The 20506-nt window shown below is 38.7% G+C and carries 13 protein-coding genes; all 13 read left to right on the top strand.

What is annotated here, in order from left to right:
* The first annotated feature begins 162 nt into the window (after nt 1–162).
* The 13 genes from GM418_RS27175 (at nt 163) to GM418_RS27235 (ending at nt 20494) form a co-directional block, all read left to right on the top strand.
* Nucleotides 163–1734, top strand: coding sequence for a ThuA domain-containing protein (locus GM418_RS27175; protein ID WP_158870850.1), 1572 nt, complete (start codon nt 163–165; stop codon nt 1732–1734).
* Between the two features lie 31 nt (nt 1735–1765).
* Nucleotides 1766–2875, top strand: coding sequence for a Gfo/Idh/MocA family protein (locus GM418_RS27180; RefSeq protein WP_158870852.1), 1110 nt, complete (start codon nt 1766–1768; stop codon nt 2873–2875).
* A 27-nt stretch (nt 2876–2902) separates the two neighbouring features.
* Complete coding sequence (locus tag GM418_RS27185) at nt 2903–4030, top strand: alpha-L-fucosidase (protein WP_158870854.1); 1128 nt, start codon at nt 2903–2905, stop codon at nt 4028–4030.
* Nucleotides 4027–5601 (top strand): ADP-ribosylglycohydrolase family protein, encoded by a 1575-nt coding sequence (locus GM418_RS27190; RefSeq protein ID WP_158870855.1) that lies wholly within the window; start codon nt 4027–4029, stop codon nt 5599–5601. Before GM418_RS27185 ends, GM418_RS27190 begins: the two co-directional genes overlap by 4 nt.
* Nucleotides 5602–5627: 26 nt before the next feature.
* Nucleotides 5628–7553, top strand: coding sequence for a right-handed parallel beta-helix repeat-containing protein (locus GM418_RS27195; protein WP_158870857.1), 1926 nt, complete (start codon nt 5628–5630; stop codon nt 7551–7553).
* A gap of 75 nt (nt 7554–7628) precedes the next feature.
* Complete coding sequence (locus tag GM418_RS27200; protein WP_158870859.1) at nt 7629–9779, top strand: alpha-glucuronidase family glycosyl hydrolase; 2151 nt, start codon at nt 7629–7631, stop codon at nt 9777–9779.
* A gap of 44 nt (nt 9780–9823) precedes the next feature.
* Nucleotides 9824–11251 carry a sulfatase family protein gene (locus tag GM418_RS27205; protein WP_158870861.1) on the top strand — a complete coding sequence of 476 codons (1428 nt, stop codon included), beginning with the start codon at nt 9824–9826 and terminating at the stop codon, nt 11249–11251.
* An 82-nt stretch (nt 11252–11333) separates the two neighbouring features.
* Nucleotides 11334–12314 carry a glycoside hydrolase family protein gene (locus tag GM418_RS27210; protein ID WP_158870863.1) on the top strand — a complete coding sequence of 327 codons (981 nt, stop codon included), beginning with the start codon at nt 11334–11336 and terminating at the stop codon, nt 12312–12314.
* 30 nt (nt 12315–12344) lie between these two features.
* A complete protein-coding gene (locus GM418_RS27215) occupies nt 12345–13538 on the top strand; it encodes an MFS transporter (RefSeq protein ID WP_158870865.1) in 1194 nt (397 codons plus the stop codon).
* Nucleotides 13535–15097: an ADP-ribosylglycohydrolase family protein gene (locus tag GM418_RS27220; RefSeq protein ID WP_217447611.1), complete on the top strand. Its 1563-nt coding sequence runs from the start codon at nt 13535–13537 to the stop codon at nt 15095–15097. Before GM418_RS27215 ends, GM418_RS27220 begins: the two co-directional genes overlap by 4 nt.
* 22 nt (nt 15098–15119) lie before the next feature.
* Nucleotides 15120–17678 carry a GH116 family glycosyl hydrolase gene (locus GM418_RS27225; RefSeq protein ID WP_158870867.1) on the top strand — a complete coding sequence of 853 codons (2559 nt, stop codon included), beginning with the start codon at nt 15120–15122 and terminating at the stop codon, nt 17676–17678.
* A 199-nt stretch (nt 17679–17877) separates the two neighbouring features.
* Nucleotides 17878–19413, top strand: coding sequence for a LamG-like jellyroll fold domain-containing protein (locus GM418_RS27230; protein WP_158870869.1), 1536 nt, complete (start codon nt 17878–17880; stop codon nt 19411–19413).
* 52 nt (nt 19414–19465) lie between these two features.
* Entirely contained in the window at nt 19466–20494 is a 1029-nt protein-coding gene (locus tag GM418_RS27235; RefSeq protein WP_158870871.1) for a glycoside hydrolase family protein, read from the top strand.
* Nucleotides 20495–20506 lie beyond the last annotated feature (12 nt).

A 20506-nucleotide genomic window follows, 5' to 3' on the forward strand; every position in this document is an offset into this window, starting at 1 on the left:
AACTTTTTACTTACCGGTCATTTAGGATATTCATGTTAAATTCTTTGAATTTGCAGTACTTGTGTATTGAATAGTATTTGACTTTTCAATCGTGATTCTTAGAAACGGGTTTTAGGATTTCCGGAATATCTTGAGAAATGTTCCATTTGAAAAAATAATGAAATGAAATACAGAGGATTAACAAAAATTGTATTTGTAATACTAATATCCATTAATTTAATCTCACCCTCTGGGGTAGTTGCTCAAAACAATATACAGGTTTTAAACTTTCAGGCCGATAATGGTTATGAACATCCTTCGAAAGATGAAGCGATTGCAATGGTTGAGAAAATTGGCAGTGAGAATGGATGGAATGTAGTTTCAACTTCAGATACTTCCATCATTAACCTCGGGGACCTGCTTAATTTTGATGTAATCGTTTTTAATAATAATTGCGGAACTGACGGGCGGATTTTCTCTCAAACACAGCAACAATCAATTCAGCAATACATAAGAAACGGTGGAGGTTTTGTTGGTATCCATTGTGCAGGTGCAATCTGGATGGAGGGAGGACAATTTCAGCAATGGTACGAAAAACTGATTGGCACAAAGCTGGTAGCCCATCCTGAAGTGCAACAGGCCAAACTTATTGTAGAGGATAAAAGGCATATTTGCACAGCCCACCTGCCCGATGAATGGATTTTGACCGATGAATGGCACTGGTTCTCTTATAATCCAAGGGAAAATGTAAATGTACTAATCTCGCTCGATGAAAATTCATACGAGGGAGGTAAAAAGATGGGCGATCATCCTTTTACCTGGTACCAGCATTACGACGGTGGCCGTTCGTTTTTCACCTCCCTGGGACATACCGAGGAAATCTATTCCAACGAAGATTATGAAAAGTTAGTTGAAGGAGGGATCATTTGGGCGGCAGGTTACGAAAATTTGGCGAGTGAAGATATCCTTTCAGATGGTTTACTACTTGATCTGGATGCAGACAAAGGAATATTACTCGATGATGGCAACAAAATAATATCCTGGGCCAACCAGGCCAATAACCAAGAAGTCAGGGATTTTATAATTCAGGATGAAGGAAGGGAAACAGCCGGTTCCGGCAGGCCGGTATTAAAGATGGGAGTTTCAAAGTTAAACGGGCACAACTCGGTGATATTTCACCGGCAGGAACTTGTGAACCACAATGAAGATGCTTTTGACCACCTGATTACAGGTAGCGGCCACACCTGGTTTTCAGTAATGGCAGTTTACGAACAGGTTCCCGGATTGAAAGATGTCAATTCTTTTTTTGGCAACCTTAGAAATGGCGGCAAATATGAAGGAATCTGGGGCTGTGTAACCGACGACAATCGCCCGTGGACAGGTGGAAGAAACGGTATCACTTTTGGCCGTTGGGATGAGAACAACCCAATGGTTCTGGCAGAAGAACCACTCGAAACGGCCAAATATTATATTGTTGCAGGCCGGATGGGAAGCGGTAGTGGCACAGTTAATTCGGAGCTTTTTATCAATTCGGCAGAAGTAGCAGCGAGTAAACCATTTCCGGTCAACTCCGAAGCAAATTCATCAAAAATGGCCATTGGCCAGGAACGCGATGCCATTGAACATCCCGGTAAAGAATCATTTGACGGTGAAATAGCACGCTTTCTTATTTATGAAAGGCCACTCTCCGATGATGAAATGAAGTCGATGTTTAAAAGGCTTGCAAAAAATTACGATTTGAAGATTTTGGACTAATGTGAATAGCCAGGCTATATAAAAGAATACTATGAATAGATCAGATAAAAAGATAAATATTGCAATTGTCGGCCTTGGCTTTGGTGCCGAATTTATTCCAATATACCAAAACCATCCGAATGCCAACTTATATGCAATTTGCCAGCGCAATAAATCAGAATTGGATAAGGTTGGGGAAGCTTTCAGTGTTGAAAAAAGATATACGGATTACAGGGATTTACTGAGGGACGATAAAATTGATGCAGTACACATCAACACGCCAATTCATTTGCATGCCGAACAAAGCATTATGGGATTAAAAGCAGGGAAACATGTTGCCTGCACAGTTCCAATGGCAACAACTGTTGAGGAGTGCAAGGAAATTGTCAGGGCACAAAGGAGTTCCGGGAAGAATTACATGATGATGGAAACCACGGTATATTCCAGGGAATTCCTCCATGTAAAAGAACTGCTGCAACAAGGCAAAATGGGGAAGTTACAATTTCTTCGGGCTGCGCACCACCAGGAAATGGCCGGCTGGCCGGGATATTGGGAAGGATTGCCGCCCATGCATTATGCTACCCATTGTGTTGGTCCCTGTCTTGCCCTGGCCGGTAAACAGGCGGAATATGTCTCATGTTTTGGATCGGGTACAATAGATGAAAAACTGATCGTAAAATACAACTCTTCTTTTGCTGTTGAAACCTGTCATATCAAATTAAAAGATTCGGATTTATCGGCTGAAATTTCCCGTTCATTATTCAATACTGCAAGAGAATATATAGAAAGTTTTGATGCCTATGGAAGCAAAATGTCTTATGAATGGCAGCAAATTGAAAATGAAAAACCTGTTGTATTCACTGGCGAAGATGCTGAAAGAATTGAGATTCCTGATTATGCGTATTTGCTTCCTGAAGGGATAAGGCAGTACACTACCAAAGGTGTATATGATCTTGATGAGAATGTCCACCTTTCATTTAAACAAGGGTCGGGACATGGAGGCTCGCATCCGCATCTGGCCCACGAATTTATCATGAGTATCGTCGAAAACAGGGATGCATTCCCAAATGCTAGCCAATCAGCTAACTGGACGTCAGTGGGCATTCTTGCACATGAATCAGCGATGGAAGGCGGAATAAGAAAGAACCTCCCGGAATATTAATGCAACATAATCTTAATGCTTTATAAAATGATAAAGGCTGTTTATATTTATTTGACTTTAGGGGTGCTCTTTATAAATAATTCAGAGCTGAATGCACAGGAAGTTCCGTCATATTTAAAAAATTACAAAAAAGAGTATAAAATAAATCCAAGAGAAGCAAACTTAAATTGGTTTAAAGATGCACAATTTGGTTTGTTTATTCATTACGGATTATACAGCCAGTTGGGTAAAGGGGAATGGGTGCAACTTCATGATCGCATTCCATTGGATGAGTATGCCAGACTAAAGGAGAAATTTACTGCTTCAGATTTTGATGCCGGATTTATTACAAAACTGGCAAAAAAGGCAGGTATGAAGTATATTACAATCACTTCCAAACACCATGATAGCTTTTGCCTTTTTAACACAAAACAATCAGATTTTAATAGTGTAAACTCCCCGGCTAAAAGAGATTTAATTCGGGAACTGGCTGATGCCTGTGAAAAAGAAGGTATAGGGTTATTTTTATATTATTCTTATGCCGCCGACTGGAGACATCCTTATTTTTATTCAAGGGAAGAAGGTTGGGGTAGTGCACGACCGGCTTATGAAAAAAACCCGGAGGCGTACAAGTATGAAAAACCTGAAGATTTCCGAAAATATATAGATTTTGCTCATGCTCAAATTAAAGAGTTACTTACGCAATACCCAACCATTGCAGGTATCTGGCTTGACCCCATTATGGGATTTTATGCAAATCCGGATGTATTCCCGATTGAAGAAACGTATGCACTGATTAGAGATTTATCTCCACATGCATTGATCTCATTTAAACAAGGTGCTAATGGAGATGAAGATTTTGTAGCTCCTGAGCGTAACAGTGGTGCAATTGTCGGAGAAGAATATGCTGTTGCCAGAAAAGTAGCAGCATTAAATAAAAACAAACCAAAAGAGATTTGTAATACCATGCAACCCCACTTAGGAGGATTTCATGGGGGTTCTACCTGGGGATACAACAAAGCAATTGATGGACATCATTTAAAGGTTGAAGATGTAAAAAATTTGTTGGATGAAGCCAAATCAAGGAATTGTAACCTTCTGCTAAATGTTGGTCCACTTCCAAATGGTGGGATTCATCCGGAAGATATAGAGACACTATCAAATTTGAGAGAATGAATTTAATAGATATTTTTATTAAGCGAAGCAAACTAGTTTTTTATTCTGTATTACTGTTATTGTTAATTACAATTGACGTTTCAGCACAGGAAAGTCAAAATGATACAATAACACTTAAAGTAGAAAATGTAGTCGATAAAATCAGGGGAGGGCTTTTGGGTGAGATTCTTGGAAATTTAAACGGCCTTCCGCATGAAATGAAATACATTAAGGAGCCCGGCAATGTCAAAAACTATGTTCCTTCGTTGCCCGAAGGAGCCTGGACCGACGACGATACTGATTTTGAATGGGTTTACATCTGTGAGATGCAGAAACAGCGAGACGTTTTTTTACAGCCAACCCAAATCTGTTCGCTTTGGGAGGAAAGAATCAACAAAAGAATATGGTGCTCGAACCGCTTTGCCCGCTACCTGATGGATATAGGCATAGAACCGCCTCTAACCGGGAAAAGTATTTTTAATCCCTGGGCCTCATTCAATATTTCAGGGCAATTTTTGTGCGAAACATTTGCGCTAATTGCACCGGGTATGCCACAAACAGCATCAAAAATAGGCTTGAATTATACCACAGTAACTATTAATAACGAACCGGCGCAAACAACACAGCTATTTTCTACGATGATTGCACAGGCTTTTGTTACCGATAATATTAATGACATTATTGATTTTGGTGTTGCTGCAATAGATGAAAACAGTGAATTAAATGGAATAATCAATGATGTAAAAAGCTGGTATTCAGAATACCCAAACAACTGGCGAAAAACGAGGCAATTACTACATGAGAAATATACACAGGAAGACAATAACATACGCGATTTTAACGGGCACGAGCTGAATACGGGAGCAATCATCGCAGCACTGTTATATGGGAATGGTGATTTTTCCGAATCGCTTAAATTGGCTTTTAACTTTGGGTGGGATGCTGATTGCAATGCCGCTACCGTTGGTACAATACTGGGGGTAATTCACGGATACAGGAATATGATAAGCCGCAATTCTCACGCTCATCAGGACTGGATGATAGTTGACCGATATAAAAATATCACCCGGGATAACATGCCTATGAATGAAACCATAACCAGCTATGCTGACCGGATTATTGAATTATTCGAGATGGTAAATTCAATTAACGGTGGTGAAAAAGTATTGGACAATAACCGGATGGTTTATAAGATTATTCCTGAACATCCTACTCCGGTTGTCGAGCTCGCTGATCTGGAGAAACAAAAACAGATTATTAAAATTGAATTGGAAGAACAGATAAAGAAAGATTTACAAAGTACGGACCGTAAATCAAGAGCCAGGGCCGCATATTACGCTGTTTGCCTTGATATGGATAAAAGTATTAAAAGTAAATACCCTGATAAATGGGAACAAGCAAGTTACGATTTGAGCGGGTATTGGAAACTAATGAGCAGTGTCTTTTTCTTTCGATATACAGAATTTAATGACTTTAGACAATTCAGACAAAAATTTATAGAAGCAGGTTTTAAGGGTCCCAAAAAAGAATATGAAGATGATGAGTTGTATAATGATATGGAAATTTGGAAGGAGCCAGAAAGACTATATTAAAATATTTTATTCCTAATAAATAATAGATGAAAAAAAATATTTTGTCATATTTTAAAAGTGTAATTCTGGTATTTTCACTATGCCTTCTGGTTGCTTGTAATAAACCTGTAATTTATGTATCAGCAAGTGGGAAAGATACCAATGCAGGAACTAAAAATGCACCACTTGCTTCCATTGAAAAAGCGTTAGAGCTTTCCCGGATTGATAATAAAAAGCAAATTCTTATTAAGAAAGGTTCCTATTACGACGTTTCTGTGTCATTATCAGAACAAGATTCAGGATTGATAATTCAATCTGAAGATGAGGGAGAGGTGTATCTTTTTGGAGGAAAGCCAATTCAAAATTGGCAACAGGAAGGCGAATGGTATGTTGCTAATCTTCCCGGTTCTGGAAATAGATCCTGGGATATTCAAAGCCTGATTGTGAATGACTCGTTAAGAGACAGGTCCAAATTTCCGGAGGAAGGAACTTTTCAAAGCCTTAATAAATGGCCGCATCGTTGGCAAAGTTCACAGGGAGGTTGGGCTAAAAAACCTACATACGATGAATTGACCACTTTGTATTATAATCCTGAAGACTTTAATTATTTTGATGTTCATAACGCTGAAATTTCTGTAATTCATGTATGGGATGAATCATATGTTGCGGTCGAAAATATTGATACTATAAATCATAGCATTCGATTTTCATATCCTACAACACACCCTTCAGGAGCTTGGAATAGACAAGATTATGTGGTTTGGAATGTAAAAGAAGGTATGACTAAACCTGGACAATGGTTTTTAGACCGTGCTAATGAAAAGATTTATTACTGGCCGTTTAGTCATGAGCAAATTTCAAATTTTAGTGCATTGGTTCCTACTAAGGATTTTGTTTTCAATCTTAAAAAAGGGGCTGACAATATTACCATCAGGGATATTAACATTTCATGTGCAGGTATTAAGTTAAAAAATCCAAATTATGCTTCAGGGAGACTAGATGCGGGCGCAGTTCGGGCTGATAGTATTTCAAATTTATTACTGGAGGATGTAGAGATAAAAAATACATCTGGTTGGGCTGTTTTTATTGAAAATTCCTCCGATGTAAGAGTAAAGGATTGTGAAGTATCCAATACCGGGGCTGGTGGAATTAGATTTAGTGGCACACGAATCAGTGTCGAAAATTCTGGAATCCATGATGTAGGAAAATTGTTTTTAAGCTCGGTTGGCATCCTTGGAAAAGGCAGTAACAATAATATTTCTCATTGTGAATTGTATAATCTTCCATATTGTGCTATAAACGGAATTGGAGATCACTCTTTGGCAGAGTATAACCTCATATACAATTTCAAGCAACATCTGGAAGATGGTGGGGCAATTTATTGTAATAAGGCTGATTCAACGATTTATCAACACAACGCTACCTTGCTGCCTGTTAGTAGCGGGATTGAGGGTAGGACCTATTATTTTGACGAACTTTCAAATCATTGTAAAATTTACAATAATCTCGCTGTTAACACGCTGGATCCAGCACATATTCACATGGCTAACAATATTGAGGTAACCAATAATCTGTTTTACGATCAAGGGCTTCAAATCATGGGCTTCAGGATGAGCTCCAATCTCCGTTTTATCAATAATACCTTTATTGCCGATACGGTGATATTTAGTGGGCCAAATGGAGAACCACTTACTGTGAAAAAGGAATCGCTTAATGCTATTTATCAAAAGTTCTATGAAGCAAGTGGTATAGTAGAAATGACTGGAAATAAGTTTTACGCCAATGCCGTTCAGGAACAATTTGTTGAAATATATACACGTAAAAGACAAAGTGATTTACCTGTTGAAGATTTAAACGATTTGTCGGAGCCTAAAAGTAAGAATGAATTTTTGGAAATGATTCCGGAGAAATTTAATCAGACCGGTTATCGCAACAATTTTTGGGAAGTACTTGAAAAGATGATTTCAGGATAATAAGATATTGTGAAACTTTAGATATTATTTATTTGGAATAAATATTAATGTGTTCAAATATAAAGAGTTAGAATTATGATCAAATACGCTAAAATATTCCTATTTATTTTTTTACCTGGCATTATTTCATGTCAGGGAGAGAATGTTGTTCGCGTATATTTTCCTAAATCCTCACCGATTCTAAAGTACGGAATTTCAAAATTCGCTGACCAAATAGACATTTCAACATATGATATTAGCCACGAGCCTGAAACCCAAAACCAGCCTTCTGTTTTTATTTTAACACCTGGGTTCTATCCCAATCAGGAAGCAGAGGCTATTTTTAAAGTTCATCATCAGGATATAACAAATGATGGTTATAAAATAAAACGGGAAAAGAACAAAGTTTATGTAATTGGTGCAACGGAAAGAGGCTGTTTGTACGGAATTCTGGATATAACAGAACAGTTGAAAAGTGGAATTTCCCTGGATAAAATCGAAGAGAAACATGTTAATCCCGCAATATCATTTCGGGCCATAAAATTTAATTTGCCCTGGTCGTCGTATCGGGGAGGTCCTTCAACAGAAGTTCATGTTGAAACGTGCAAAGATCTGGAATTTTGGGAAGCTTTTTTAGATATGATGGTTAAAAACAGGCTCAATGCATTGACGCTGTGGAACCGCCATCCTTTTACAAATATGATCAGAGCCGCAAATTTTCCCATGGCCACACTACTAAGCGAGGAGGAACTTGAAGAGTGGCAGTTGTTCTGGAAAGCCTTGTTTAAAATGGCTAAAAACAGAGGCATTGAAACTTATATGGTCAACTGGAATATTGTGGTTTCTCCGGAATTTGCAAAAGCATATGAAACCAGACAATACGGTGACACATCGGATCTTGTAAAAACATATACACGCGAGTCGGTGACCCAGCTGATAAATGAATACGAGGATCTTACAGGGCTTGGTGTGACATTAGCCGACTGGATGGGAAATCATGGGGTTGAATATATGACACCTTCCGAACGTGAAGATTGGATAGAGGATACATTCATCCAGGGAATAGCTAATGCAAACAGAAAAGTAAAATTTATACACAGGGCTGTATTGGCGGGCGCTCCAAAAGAGATGAGAAGGGTAATTGATAAAGCTGATTTGCCTGAAAAAACAATTGTAGAAGTAAAGTTCAACTGGTCGCACGGGCATTCCAGCCCCAAATTATTGCTTACTCATGCTAACCATCAGGGGACAATTGAGAAAGATTTCTGGTATCCAATGCCTGAAAACTATTTTATAGCATGGATGATCAGAAACGAAGATTTCTTTGTCCTTAGGTGGGGAGATCCTGAGTTTATTAGATCGCATATCAAGATTAATAACCACGAATATGTTGACGGTTATTTTGTTGGTTCTGAATGTTATATTCCGGCAAAAGATTATTCACATATTGATCCTCACCCTGATAAAACGTGGAAGTATGCATTTGAAAAACAGTGGTTGTTTTACCATTTGTGGGGAAGGTTGATGTACAATCCAAATGAATCCGACGAAGCACTTGCCAAAGAATTTAACAAGCGATATCAAAATGCAGAGCCCTTAAAATTGCTAAATGCATATACGCTGGCCTCAAAAGTTCCGGAACTTATAGCTACATTTTACAAAGCTACCTGGGATTTCACATTATACAGTGAAGGGTTTTTGTCGGTATCACCGGTTGGTTTTAGTGATGGGAAGTCGCCTTTTATATCCATTGAGGAATTGATTAAGCATGAAACGCTTGACCCGAAATACCTGAATATAATTGATTATGTGGATAAGTTGAATGGTGGAAGTTTCATCAGTGGTGAAATCATCACTCCTTTGCAGCTTGCAAACACTATTGATGAAGAATGCAACGAAGCTCTTTCAATAATCAACGGAATTAATACATCTGATAGTAATCCAGCTTTAAAATCTGAGTTGGATGACATTGCCACCTGGTGTAACCTTGGTTTCTATTTCGCAGATAAAATTCGGGCAGGAGTTGCACTTCAAACATACATTACAAAAAAACAGGAGATGGATAAACGAAAAGCGATAAGCTTATTGGAAAAATGCTTGGGTCACTGGAAAAATGTGATCAAGCTTACAGCTGACCGGTATCAAGAGATGCCGTATTCAGGTACGCATTTCGATGGTACTTTTCATTGGAGTGACTATTTAAAAGATGTGGAAGCTGATATTGAATTCGCGAAAGAAGTTGAATAATGAAAAAATATGAACGAGAAACTTTAAAACAGATACAAAGAAATATGAAAAAAAATAATTTATTGAAACTGTCAATATTATTGTTGCTTTTTAGCGTTGGATGTAGAGAAAAAATTTTGGAAAAAGACCAGTTTCCTAATGTCATTATCTTCTTCTGCGATGACCTTGGTTATGGCGATATCGGACCATTTGGGCACCCAACTATCCATACGCCCAATTTGGATAAAATGGCTGAAGAGGGACAAAAATGGACAAACTTCTATGTCGCGGCACCAGTTTGTACCCCAAGTAGGGCAGGAATACTTACAGGGCGATTACCGATACGTTCAGGGATGTGTAGCGAAAACAGAAGGGTTTTGTTTCCTGATTCAGAAGGCGGATTGCCACCAAGTGAGATTACGATTGCCAAAGCGTTAAAAACAAAAGGCTATTCAACAGCTTGTATTGGCAAATGGCATTTGGGACATTTGCCACAATATAGTCCTAATGCACATGGATTTGATTATTATTTTGGCATACCATACAGCAATGATATGGATAGGGAAGAAGGTGTAAAACCTTATGAATCATGCATCGATCCGAAAGTTGAATACTTTAATGTACCTCTCATGCGTAATTCAGAGATTATTGAACGACCAGCAAATCAAGAAACAATTACTAAAAGATATACTAAGGAAGCAATCAATTTTATTGATGAGAACAAGAGTAAACCTTTTTTTCTTTATCTGGCACATTCAATGCCACATGTCCCGCTCTTCAGATCAGAAGATTTTGCAAATAAGAGTCTTCGTGGAGTTTATGGAGACGTAATTGAAGAATTGGATTGGAGCATAGGAAGGATTCTGGATAAATTAGAAGAAAGTGGTTTAGATGAAAATACCATGGTGGTTTTTACATCTGATAATGGGCCTTGGCTGATTTTCAACGAATTTGGTGGGAGTGCCGGTTTGTTGAGAGGTGGAAAGGGAGGAACGTTTGAAGGAGGAATGCGGGAACCGACCGTGTTTTGGTGGCCTGGAAAAATCGAACACCGGATTGTAATGGATATTGGTTCTACCTTGGATTTACTCCCTACAATATGCAGCCTAACCGGCATTGAATTGGATAAGGATCGGATTTATGATGGTTTTGATCTATCTCCCGTTTTATTTAGTGGTGAAAAAAGTGAAAGAAACATAATTTATTACTATCGTGATACCGAAGTCTATGCAATTCGGAATGGATCTTTCAAGGCACATTTTAAAACAAAGGATGAATACGGTTCAAACGAAACGATATCTCACAATCCTCCGCTATTGTATGACTTAAATGTAGACCCTTCAGAGAAATATAACATATCAGATAAACATCCTCATATAATTCAGGAGATGAAGGTTTTGCTTAAAGAGCATCAATCAACAGTTGTCCCAGTTGAAAATCAGTTAGAAAAATTTGAGAACAAAGAGGAAGATTATCAATCAAAAAGTTTGTAGCGTTATGGACAATCTAAGATTTGTAAACGCAGTTGAGTCAGATATAGGAAGTTTTAAATAATAATGGTTAAAAGTTAAAACTATGATTAACATTCGGAATATTTTTTTGTTGAATACACTCTTTTTAATTTTGGGATGTAGCGATAAACGTGAACATTCGAGTCTGTTAAGTCGCGCTGAAATACCCTATATTTTCGGAGAGAGCAAGCACATTATAGATGCGAACCCAAATCCTGATACAGACCCCAACAAGTGGTATACAAATGATCATTGTTTTGTTGTTGACAAGGACAGCACCATACATTGGTTCGGTATTAATAATCCTCTGCCTGATGAACGTAGCCAACTTTACCAAAGTCATCCTTTTACCGGACATTTGATAGCCAAAAATCCTAATGGACCTTGGGAGAGATTGCCATTTATATTTGATGAAAAAGCAGAGTATTTGGGTGCGCCTTTTGTTATCTGGCACGAAGAATCACAAAGATGGGTGATGGTAATACAAACCGGACCTTCTGATTTTAGAGGGCTTGAAGTTTGTTGGTCAGAAGATTTGTACAATTGGAAACGAACCAGGAAGCGCATTTTGTCAAATGTTATATGGGAAGGTACACGCGACCCTCATATCATAAAAGGTGCCGATGGTAAATACTGGATACACCTTGTAACCACCAAAAAACTGGGCAAAACAAATGAATCACAGGTGATTCGAATTAAAACTGCTGACTTTGAAAATTTTGAAGATCCAAAAACAGTATTAAAAATTACAGATGATGTAAAATGGAGTGGAGTAGAATCTCCCGTATTTATACAAAGGGGAGATTTATGGTACCTGTTTTTTACATACGCACACAGAAGATATGCCGAAACAATAGTTGTTGTTTCTGATACACCAGAATTTTTTGATTACGAAAAGAACGTAATTACGACTCTTTTTAGCCATGCCGCTGAAATATTTAATTACGGTGGCGTAACTTATATTTCATCATGCGGCCCCGAGGATCAACATGTACTTAATACACACGGTGTGACACTAGCAGAGCTCAGATGGATGCAGCAATAAACAAGCATAATTATTTAATACTTTCTAATCATGAACGATAAGACGAACAAACAACTATTTTATGCCAGTTGCCTTTCTCTTATGTCTGCTGCGCTGATATTTATTTCAAGAGAGCATTTGGGGCACATCTTAATCCAGGAAGAACAAATTCTCACCACAGCAGAATTCGGCAATATCTCCGGCTGGGCATTTAAGGGGACGGCCCTTGCCCTGCTCATTTTTTCGCCGTTAATCGACTGGTTTGGGCTTAAACGCGGGATGATCCTAGCATGGGTATTTCAGATGCTTGGGATTGTCGGTTTTATCGTAAGTGAAAATGCTACAATCATGTTAATAGCGATGACCATGGCCGGTTTTGGTTGGGGAATTCTTGAAACAACTATAAATCCATTATGTGCTGCTCAATATCCAACCCAAAAAACAAAGATGCTTAACATTCTGCATGCCTGGTGGCCGGCTGGTTTGATTATCGGCGGTTTGTTCAGCAGGTTTGTTCTGGATACGTTTTCCGCGCCCTGGCAAGCCTACATGTTAATCATGGTTGTTCCTGTTGTTATTTATGGCTTTCTGATTTTCAATAAAACATTCCCCCAAACAGAACGGGTTAATGCCAATGTTTCAAATACAAAAATGTTCAGGTCAGCTTTAAAGCCGGGGTTTCTTATCCTGCTGTTTTGCATGTCCTTAACCGCATCATCAGAACTTGCCCCAAACCAGTGGCTGGAAACCATGTTTAAGGAATATGCCAATGCCAGCGGAACGCTAATTCTTGTGTATGGCAGTTTTATCATGTTTTTCCTGCGGTTTTTTGCCGGGCCGCTGGCTAAGGCAATTAATCCGGTCGGAATAATGACAGTTTCTGCCATACTTGCTTCAATTGGATTAATCTTGTTATCGCAAGCAGCAAAATCACAAAATATAGCCTTCATATACGCTTCAGCAACGGTGTTCTACCTGGGAGTGTGCTATATGTGGCCAACCATGTATTCGTTAGCCGCTGAACTGCATCCTGATGGCGGAGGGCTAACCATTGGCCTTACCGGGTTTGTCGGGATGTTGGGTGTCAGTGTCTGGATTCCGCAAATTGGATCGTTGGGAAGTTCATATGGCCTTGCACATGCGTTTTTCATCGTATCATGGCTGCCCGCGCTGGCTTTTGTTGTTTTTGCAATCTGGTGGATAAAATTGAAAAGGACAAGTGGATATAAAATTGTGAAACTATGATAAATAATAAAGTGCTTCTGATAGGAATATTCATACTCTTTTTACACTCAAGTATGAGTGCCCGGAATAGTAGTGGGGAGTCCTCTGAAATTGTGATGAAAAAAGAGGTTTTAATGGATAAAGTTAAAGGTGCCTGGGCCGCCCAAACCATTGGGGTAACTTTTGGAATTCCTGTTGAGTTCAAGTTCAATACCATGATGGTTCCGGACTACTTAAAGCTTGATTATAACGAAAATTCCCTGATAAATGAATATACCCATACCCCCGGAACTTACGATGACATATACATGGATCTCACTTTTGTAGATGTAATTGAGAAAGAGGGAATTGATGCCCCGGCGCAGTCATTTGCCGATGCCTTTACCTATGCTGATTACAAACTCTGGAATGCCAATCAAATGGGGAGGTACAATATTATGAACGGCTTAAAGCCACCGGCTTCAGGCCACTGGCTCAATAACCCATGTGCCGACGATATAGATTTTCAGATAGAAGCTGACTTTGCAGGAATTATGGCTCCCGGCATGATAAATTCAGCGGTTGAGATTTGCGATAAGGTAGGCCATATCATGAACTATGGCGATGGTTATTACGGGGGAGTTTTTGTAGCCGGGCTGTATTCTATGGCGATGGTTTCGAACGATACGAAAGATATAAAAAACATCGTGCAGAAGGCCCTGTCAGTAATTCCACCTGAAAGCCAGTTTGCTCAATGTATTCAAGATGTTATTTTAAGTTATGAAGAAAATCCGCATGATTGGAAACTCGCATGGTTTAAAGTCAGTCGAAAATGGAGTGAAGATATAGGTAATCCAATAGGTGTTTTTAAACCGTTTAACATTGACGCAAAAATTAATGCTGCCTGGGTTGTTATCGGATTGCTTTTTGGCGAAGGAGATTTTACTAAAACTTTCGAGATTGCCACACGTTGCGGCGACGATGCTGATTGTAACCCCGCTACAGCAGGCGGAATATTAGGAGCCATAACTGGTTTTAAAAATATTCCCGACTATTGGAAACAGGGACTGGACAAGGTGGAAAATATCCCCTTTTACGGTACTGAAATCTCACTTTCTAAAGCCTATCAACTGTCATACAAACACGCTGAACAAATGATAGTTAGAAATGGAGGAAACATTACAGAGAATGAGCTGATAATTAAAACACAGGGACCAGTTGAAATACCATTAGAGGTTTCATTTAAGGGACATTACCCAACCCAATCAATAATTCCATCAAAAGTTGGAAATAATATTGAATTTGAGTTTGAAGGGATTGGATTTGTATTAGCTGCACCACCGAATGGCGTAAATTACGAAGAGAATTACGTTTTTGAAATTGAACTTTATATTAATGGGAAATTAGTAGAGGAAGCCAAAATTCCAACAGAGTTTAATAAAAGGAGATATGTTCTCTGCTGGAGATATGAATTGCCAAGAACCAGACACCATGTTTTAATTAAGATACGGAATCCATCATTGAAATATGAGATGCCATTCAGGCACGCAATTGTATATGATGATAAACCGAACAAACTGGATTTTGACTTTAAAAAATAGATCAACCTAAAACTAAATTGCTATGAAGCAAAAAATAATTATCGTTTTGGTTTTGCTGAGTTTTGTCTCTTGTACGTCAAAACAATCTCGGAAGAATGCTGAAAGAGAATTTAACAGTGAGTATTCCGGTGATAATCTGAACCATCTTGCTTTTCCTATTGGAGGTATTGGTGCAGGTATGGTATGTTTGGAAGGAACAGGAAAAATTTCACATGTTTCGGTCCGAAACCAACCAAACATTTTTAACAACCCGTTTATTATGGCTGCAATTGCGATAAAAGGGCTGGAAAATGGAGCTAAAGTATTGGAAGGGCCGGTTACTAAATCGAAAATTTTTGGCAACAGGGGATCAGGAAATGGCTGGGGACATTACGGGCTTCCCCGTTTCGACAATGTCACATTTGCTACACGTTTTCCATTTGCAACAATAAAATTTAATGACGATGACATACCTATGGACATTAGTTTAAGGGGCTGGAGTCCCTTTATTCCAATAGATGAAGACAATTCAAGTTTACCTGTTGGTGGTTTGGAATACACTTTTAAAAACACCGGTAACAAGGAGATTGAAGCAAATTTCTCCTTTCATTCCAGAAATTTTATGGCAATAGATGGAACAAATGCCAAGAAAACTATTTCGGGCATTAATAATGGATTTTTACTAAGTCAAAGTTGTTTGCCCGATCAGCCTGCATTAAAAGGCGATTTTGCAATTTTCACCGATAATAACGATGCTATTGTTGATCTTTGCTGGTTTCGCGGAGGCTGGTTCGATTCCAGAACAATGCTCTGGGACGACATCCAAAGTTTTACTTTTAAGGAAGATACAACAACAGTTAATTCACCGGGTGCTTCAATTTATGTTCCCTTCAAATTAAAACCTGGAGAAAAGAAGACCATTAAAGTTATGATGGCATGGTATGTTCCTCATTCCGAAATTCGGGAAGGGTTGCCGGCTGTTGACGAGAAGACTGTCGCTAATACGATTAGCCAGAATTGTGACCCATCTACCGGCTGTTGTACCGATATGAGCGAAATTTATTATGAGCCCTGGTATGCCGGACGATTCAAGGACATCAGCGGATTGACCCGATACTGGAAAATGAATTATGACGAATTGCGGTACAAAAGTGAACTTTTTACTAATTCATTTTATAAGAGTAATTTGCCTCCGGAGGTTATCGAAGCCATTGCGGCAAATCTTACAATTCTGAAATCGCCAACCGTTTTACGTGTTAAGAACGGAAAACTTTGGGCCTGGGAAGGCTGTCATGATGCCGCTGGTTGTTGCTATGGTTCTTGTACGCATGTCTGGAATTATGCACAGGCAATACCTCATCTTTTCCCAAAACTTGAGCGAAGTTTACGTGAAACTGAATTTGAAATCGCTCAGGATGATAAAGGGCACCAGGTGTTCAGATCGCCACTCCCCATTGAGACACCATCACATGATTTTTATGCTGCTGCCGATGGACAACTTGGAGGAATTATGAAAGCTTACCGGGAGTGGCGTATTTCAGGCGATACGAAATGGATGAAATCACTTTATCCGAGGATAAAACAAAGCCTGGATTATTGTATTGCAACCTGGGACCCTAAAAGAAAAGGTCTAATAGAAGAGCCGCATCATAACACCTATGATATTGAATTTTGGGGGCCGGACGGAATGTGTACCAGTTTTTATTTGGGAGCGCTTCGAGCAATTATTGAAATGGGCAACGCGGTAAATGAAAATATATCAGAATACGAGAGCCTATTTAATAAAGGAAAAGAATATTTGGAAGCAGAGTTGTATGATGGTGAGTACTTTATTCAGGAAATCAAATGGAAAGAACTAGAGGCAAAAGACCCGGTAATGAAGGCACAGATAGGAATCAACATGAATTATTCTTCTGAGGCAATTGAACTTCTTGAAAAAGAAGGGCCAAAGTATCAATATGGAACAGGATGCCTTTCTGATGGGATATTGGGTTGCTGGATTGGAAGCGTTTGCGGGTTGGGCAATTTTGTTGATAATGAGAAAGTTTTAAGCCATTTGAACGCCGTTTACAACTATAATTTTAAAACAGATCTGTCTGACCATGTAAATCCGCAACGTCCGGGATATGCTGTTGGTAAAGAAGGCGGATTATTAATTTGTTCATGGCCTAAAGGAGGTAAATTGTCATTGCCATTTGTATACAGCAGCGAAGTTTGGACAGGCATTGAGTACCAGGTCGCTTCTCATTTAATGATGATGGGTGAAGTAGAAAAAGGACTGGAGATTGTGCAGGAAGTTCGTAAACGATATGATGGAAGAACGAGGAACCCTTTTAATGAATACGAATGCGGGCACTGGTATGCACGCGCAATGGCCAGTTACGGCCTGCTTCAGGGCTTGACAGGAGTACGGTATGATGCAGTTGACCGAACACTGTTTATCGACTCAAAAATCGGAGACTTTGTTAGCTTTTTATCCACCGAAACCGGATTTGGAAATGTAAGCCTGATAAATGGCGAACCTGAAGTTGATGTGGTTTATGGAGATATTGATATTGATAAAGTAATTGTTTCTGGAGTTGAAAAACCTGTTTTAGACTGAAGTCTCATGTAGCTAATTTCCTTTTGGACGCATTATGAGTCTTCACTGAAATTAATAGCTGAAATGATAAAAGTATAAATATCGCTTCTACAACATCCTACTTACAGGAAATTAGTCTGGCAAAATTAAAATAGGAAACTAAAAATAATAGTAAAAGAAAGTAAAACATATTCTTGACTCAACAAATAATGAAATCAAAATGGTTAAACGAATTAAGGTCATATTGTACTTCATAATTATTTCTATAATTGAATGTTTCCCTGCTGATTTATCTTTTAATGAAACCTTTTCAGATACAAATCTTGAGTCTCGCGGTTGGGAGTGGATTCGTGAGTCCGGTACCGACTGGAAAATAGTAAATGGACAGCTCGATTGGGCTTTTTGTAGAAAAACAATTTGGCGGGAATATAATGGTAATATTCCACTTCTTTTGCGTAGTGCTCCTTCCTTGGGATTAAATCCTTCAACCGAAGTTACAGTTAATATGGCTAACTATAATAACTCTGGTGCTCAGGTTGGCTTAATATGGTACTACAGCGATGACGATTATGTTAAACTCGTAGTAGAAAACCTTAGGCAAGGATTGAGTATTGGATTTTTACAGGAACACAATATAAGTGGCCATACAATACATATTCTTCTTCCCGAAGAATATACAAAGCATGATTTAAAAATTGCAGTGGAAGGTAAAAATTTGGTGGCTTTTTATAGAAGGAATGGAAGCTTAATCTGGAACTATGCAGGTGAATATCCTTTAATGGTTCGATCAGACCTGCCATTAAAAGTTGGTTTGATGACGCAACTGGGACCAAATGAGACACGGGTACAGGCTGATGACTTCAAGATAATAACAAATGTACCAGATGGACCAATTGCACTTTTTGACGCTCATAAAGTAGATAAACGAAACTGTCGGAATGGAGTTGCTCCAATGACAGTTGCTCTTGACGGATCAATGTCATATGGCTTTAATTTGCATTACCTATGGAAATTTGGAGACGGTGTGTCTAGCTCGACATCCAAAGTAAACCACACCTTTACGAAACCTGGAACTTATAAGGTATCATTAACCGTAACCGATTCATGTAACAAAACGGATAAATTAACTACACAATTCCACGTTGTTAACGAAATTCTTAATGACGAGGATTTAATTCTTGACTTACCGTTTAACGAGCCTGACGGTATTACTGCATATGATTACTCCCGTTATGATAATGTAGCATACCTTGAACTTGGAGCTAAACGGGTAGAAGGTAAACATGGGAAAGCAGTAAGGCTGTATGGTGGCAACGATGTTGTGATCGTTAGATCAGATAGTTCGCTCAATGGTGCTTTTAATGAACTATCGATGAGTGTATGGATTAAGCTTTTTAATGCACAGGAAGGAGCTCGCATTTTGTGCAAGACCAATTATGACCATAATAATCCTTGGGAACTTTACATTAGAAATGGCAAACTGGTGTTTAAATGTAAGGGCGAACTAAGCTCTTTTGATGATATTCCGCTCAATGAATGGGTTCACCTTGCCGCTGTATATGATGGAAGCAAAAGTACCATTTATTTTAATGGAGTTTTACAAGGAACACTTCCCGGTGCAGGTGATATTTCAAATAATACACGATACTTTCAAATTGGCTATGCAGATACTCATGAAGGACTTATTGGTTTAATAGACAATGTTAAGGTATACAAACGGGCATTAAGTATTGATGAGATTAATAAACTGTTTTAAAATAACATACAGTTAATTTTTTTTGACGGATTTTTTATCAAAAAATATTGAAATGAAAAAAATAGATAAATCACAACTCAAACTTATGTCAATAATTTGTCTTGCAGCTATGTTGTTTGGGACGGATTTTGCCTTTGCCCAGGACAGTCAAAAAAATGAAATACCAGTACCAAAAATTGATGGAGACTGGTGGACCATTGCAACAAATCCTGATATCGGAGAATATAATTCACCTCATCAGCAACCGGTTGATTTTGGAATCTGGCAGGCTGCTGACGGCACCTGGCAATTATGGTCGTGTATTCGAAATTCCAGGTTTCCGGGAACCAACTATACAACAAGATTCTTATATGGTTGGGAAGGAAATTCTTTAACTTCAGTAAATTGGGAACCAAAGGGTATTAAATGGGTTGCAGAACCGTTACTCGGAGAAACGCCAGGCGGAATGCAGGCTCCCTATGTGTTCAGGGAAAACAATATATATAATTTGTTTTATGGCGACTGGAAGCGTATTTGCCTGGCTACAAGTACCGATGGTAAAAACTTTACCCGTGTTTTAGGCGGAAACGGACAACCAAATTTATTTTCAGAGGAACATAAAAATGTTGCACACAGCACATTTAATTCGAGCCATGCACGGGATCCAATGGTACTGAAAATAGGAAATACTTACTACTGCTATTATACTAGCCATATGGAATCGGTGAATGATGGTTGGGCATACTGTCGGACATCGTTAAATCTGAAAGACTGGAGTGAGTCTGTTGTTGTTTCGCATACGCCACCATTTAAAGGCAATAGCCCTAGCTCGTCAGATGAATGTCCGTTTGTAGTTTACCTGCAAGAATATGGTGTGTACTATTTATTTGTAACACAGATTTACGGGAAAGACAGCCAAACAACCGTTTACGCCTCAACTAATCCGATGTATTTTGGAATTGACGATGATCATAATATCATTTGTACACTACCCGTTGCTGCACCTGAAATTTTAAAGTACCAGGGACAATGGTATATAGCTTCTACAACACCCGACTTACAGAAAATTAGCCTGGCAAAATTAAAATGGGAAACTAAATAAAGGAATACATCA

Source organism: Maribellus comscasis (genome assembly GCF_009762775.1).
GTDB classification, from domain to species: domain Bacteria; phylum Bacteroidota; class Bacteroidia; order Bacteroidales; family Prolixibacteraceae; genus Draconibacterium; species Draconibacterium comscasis.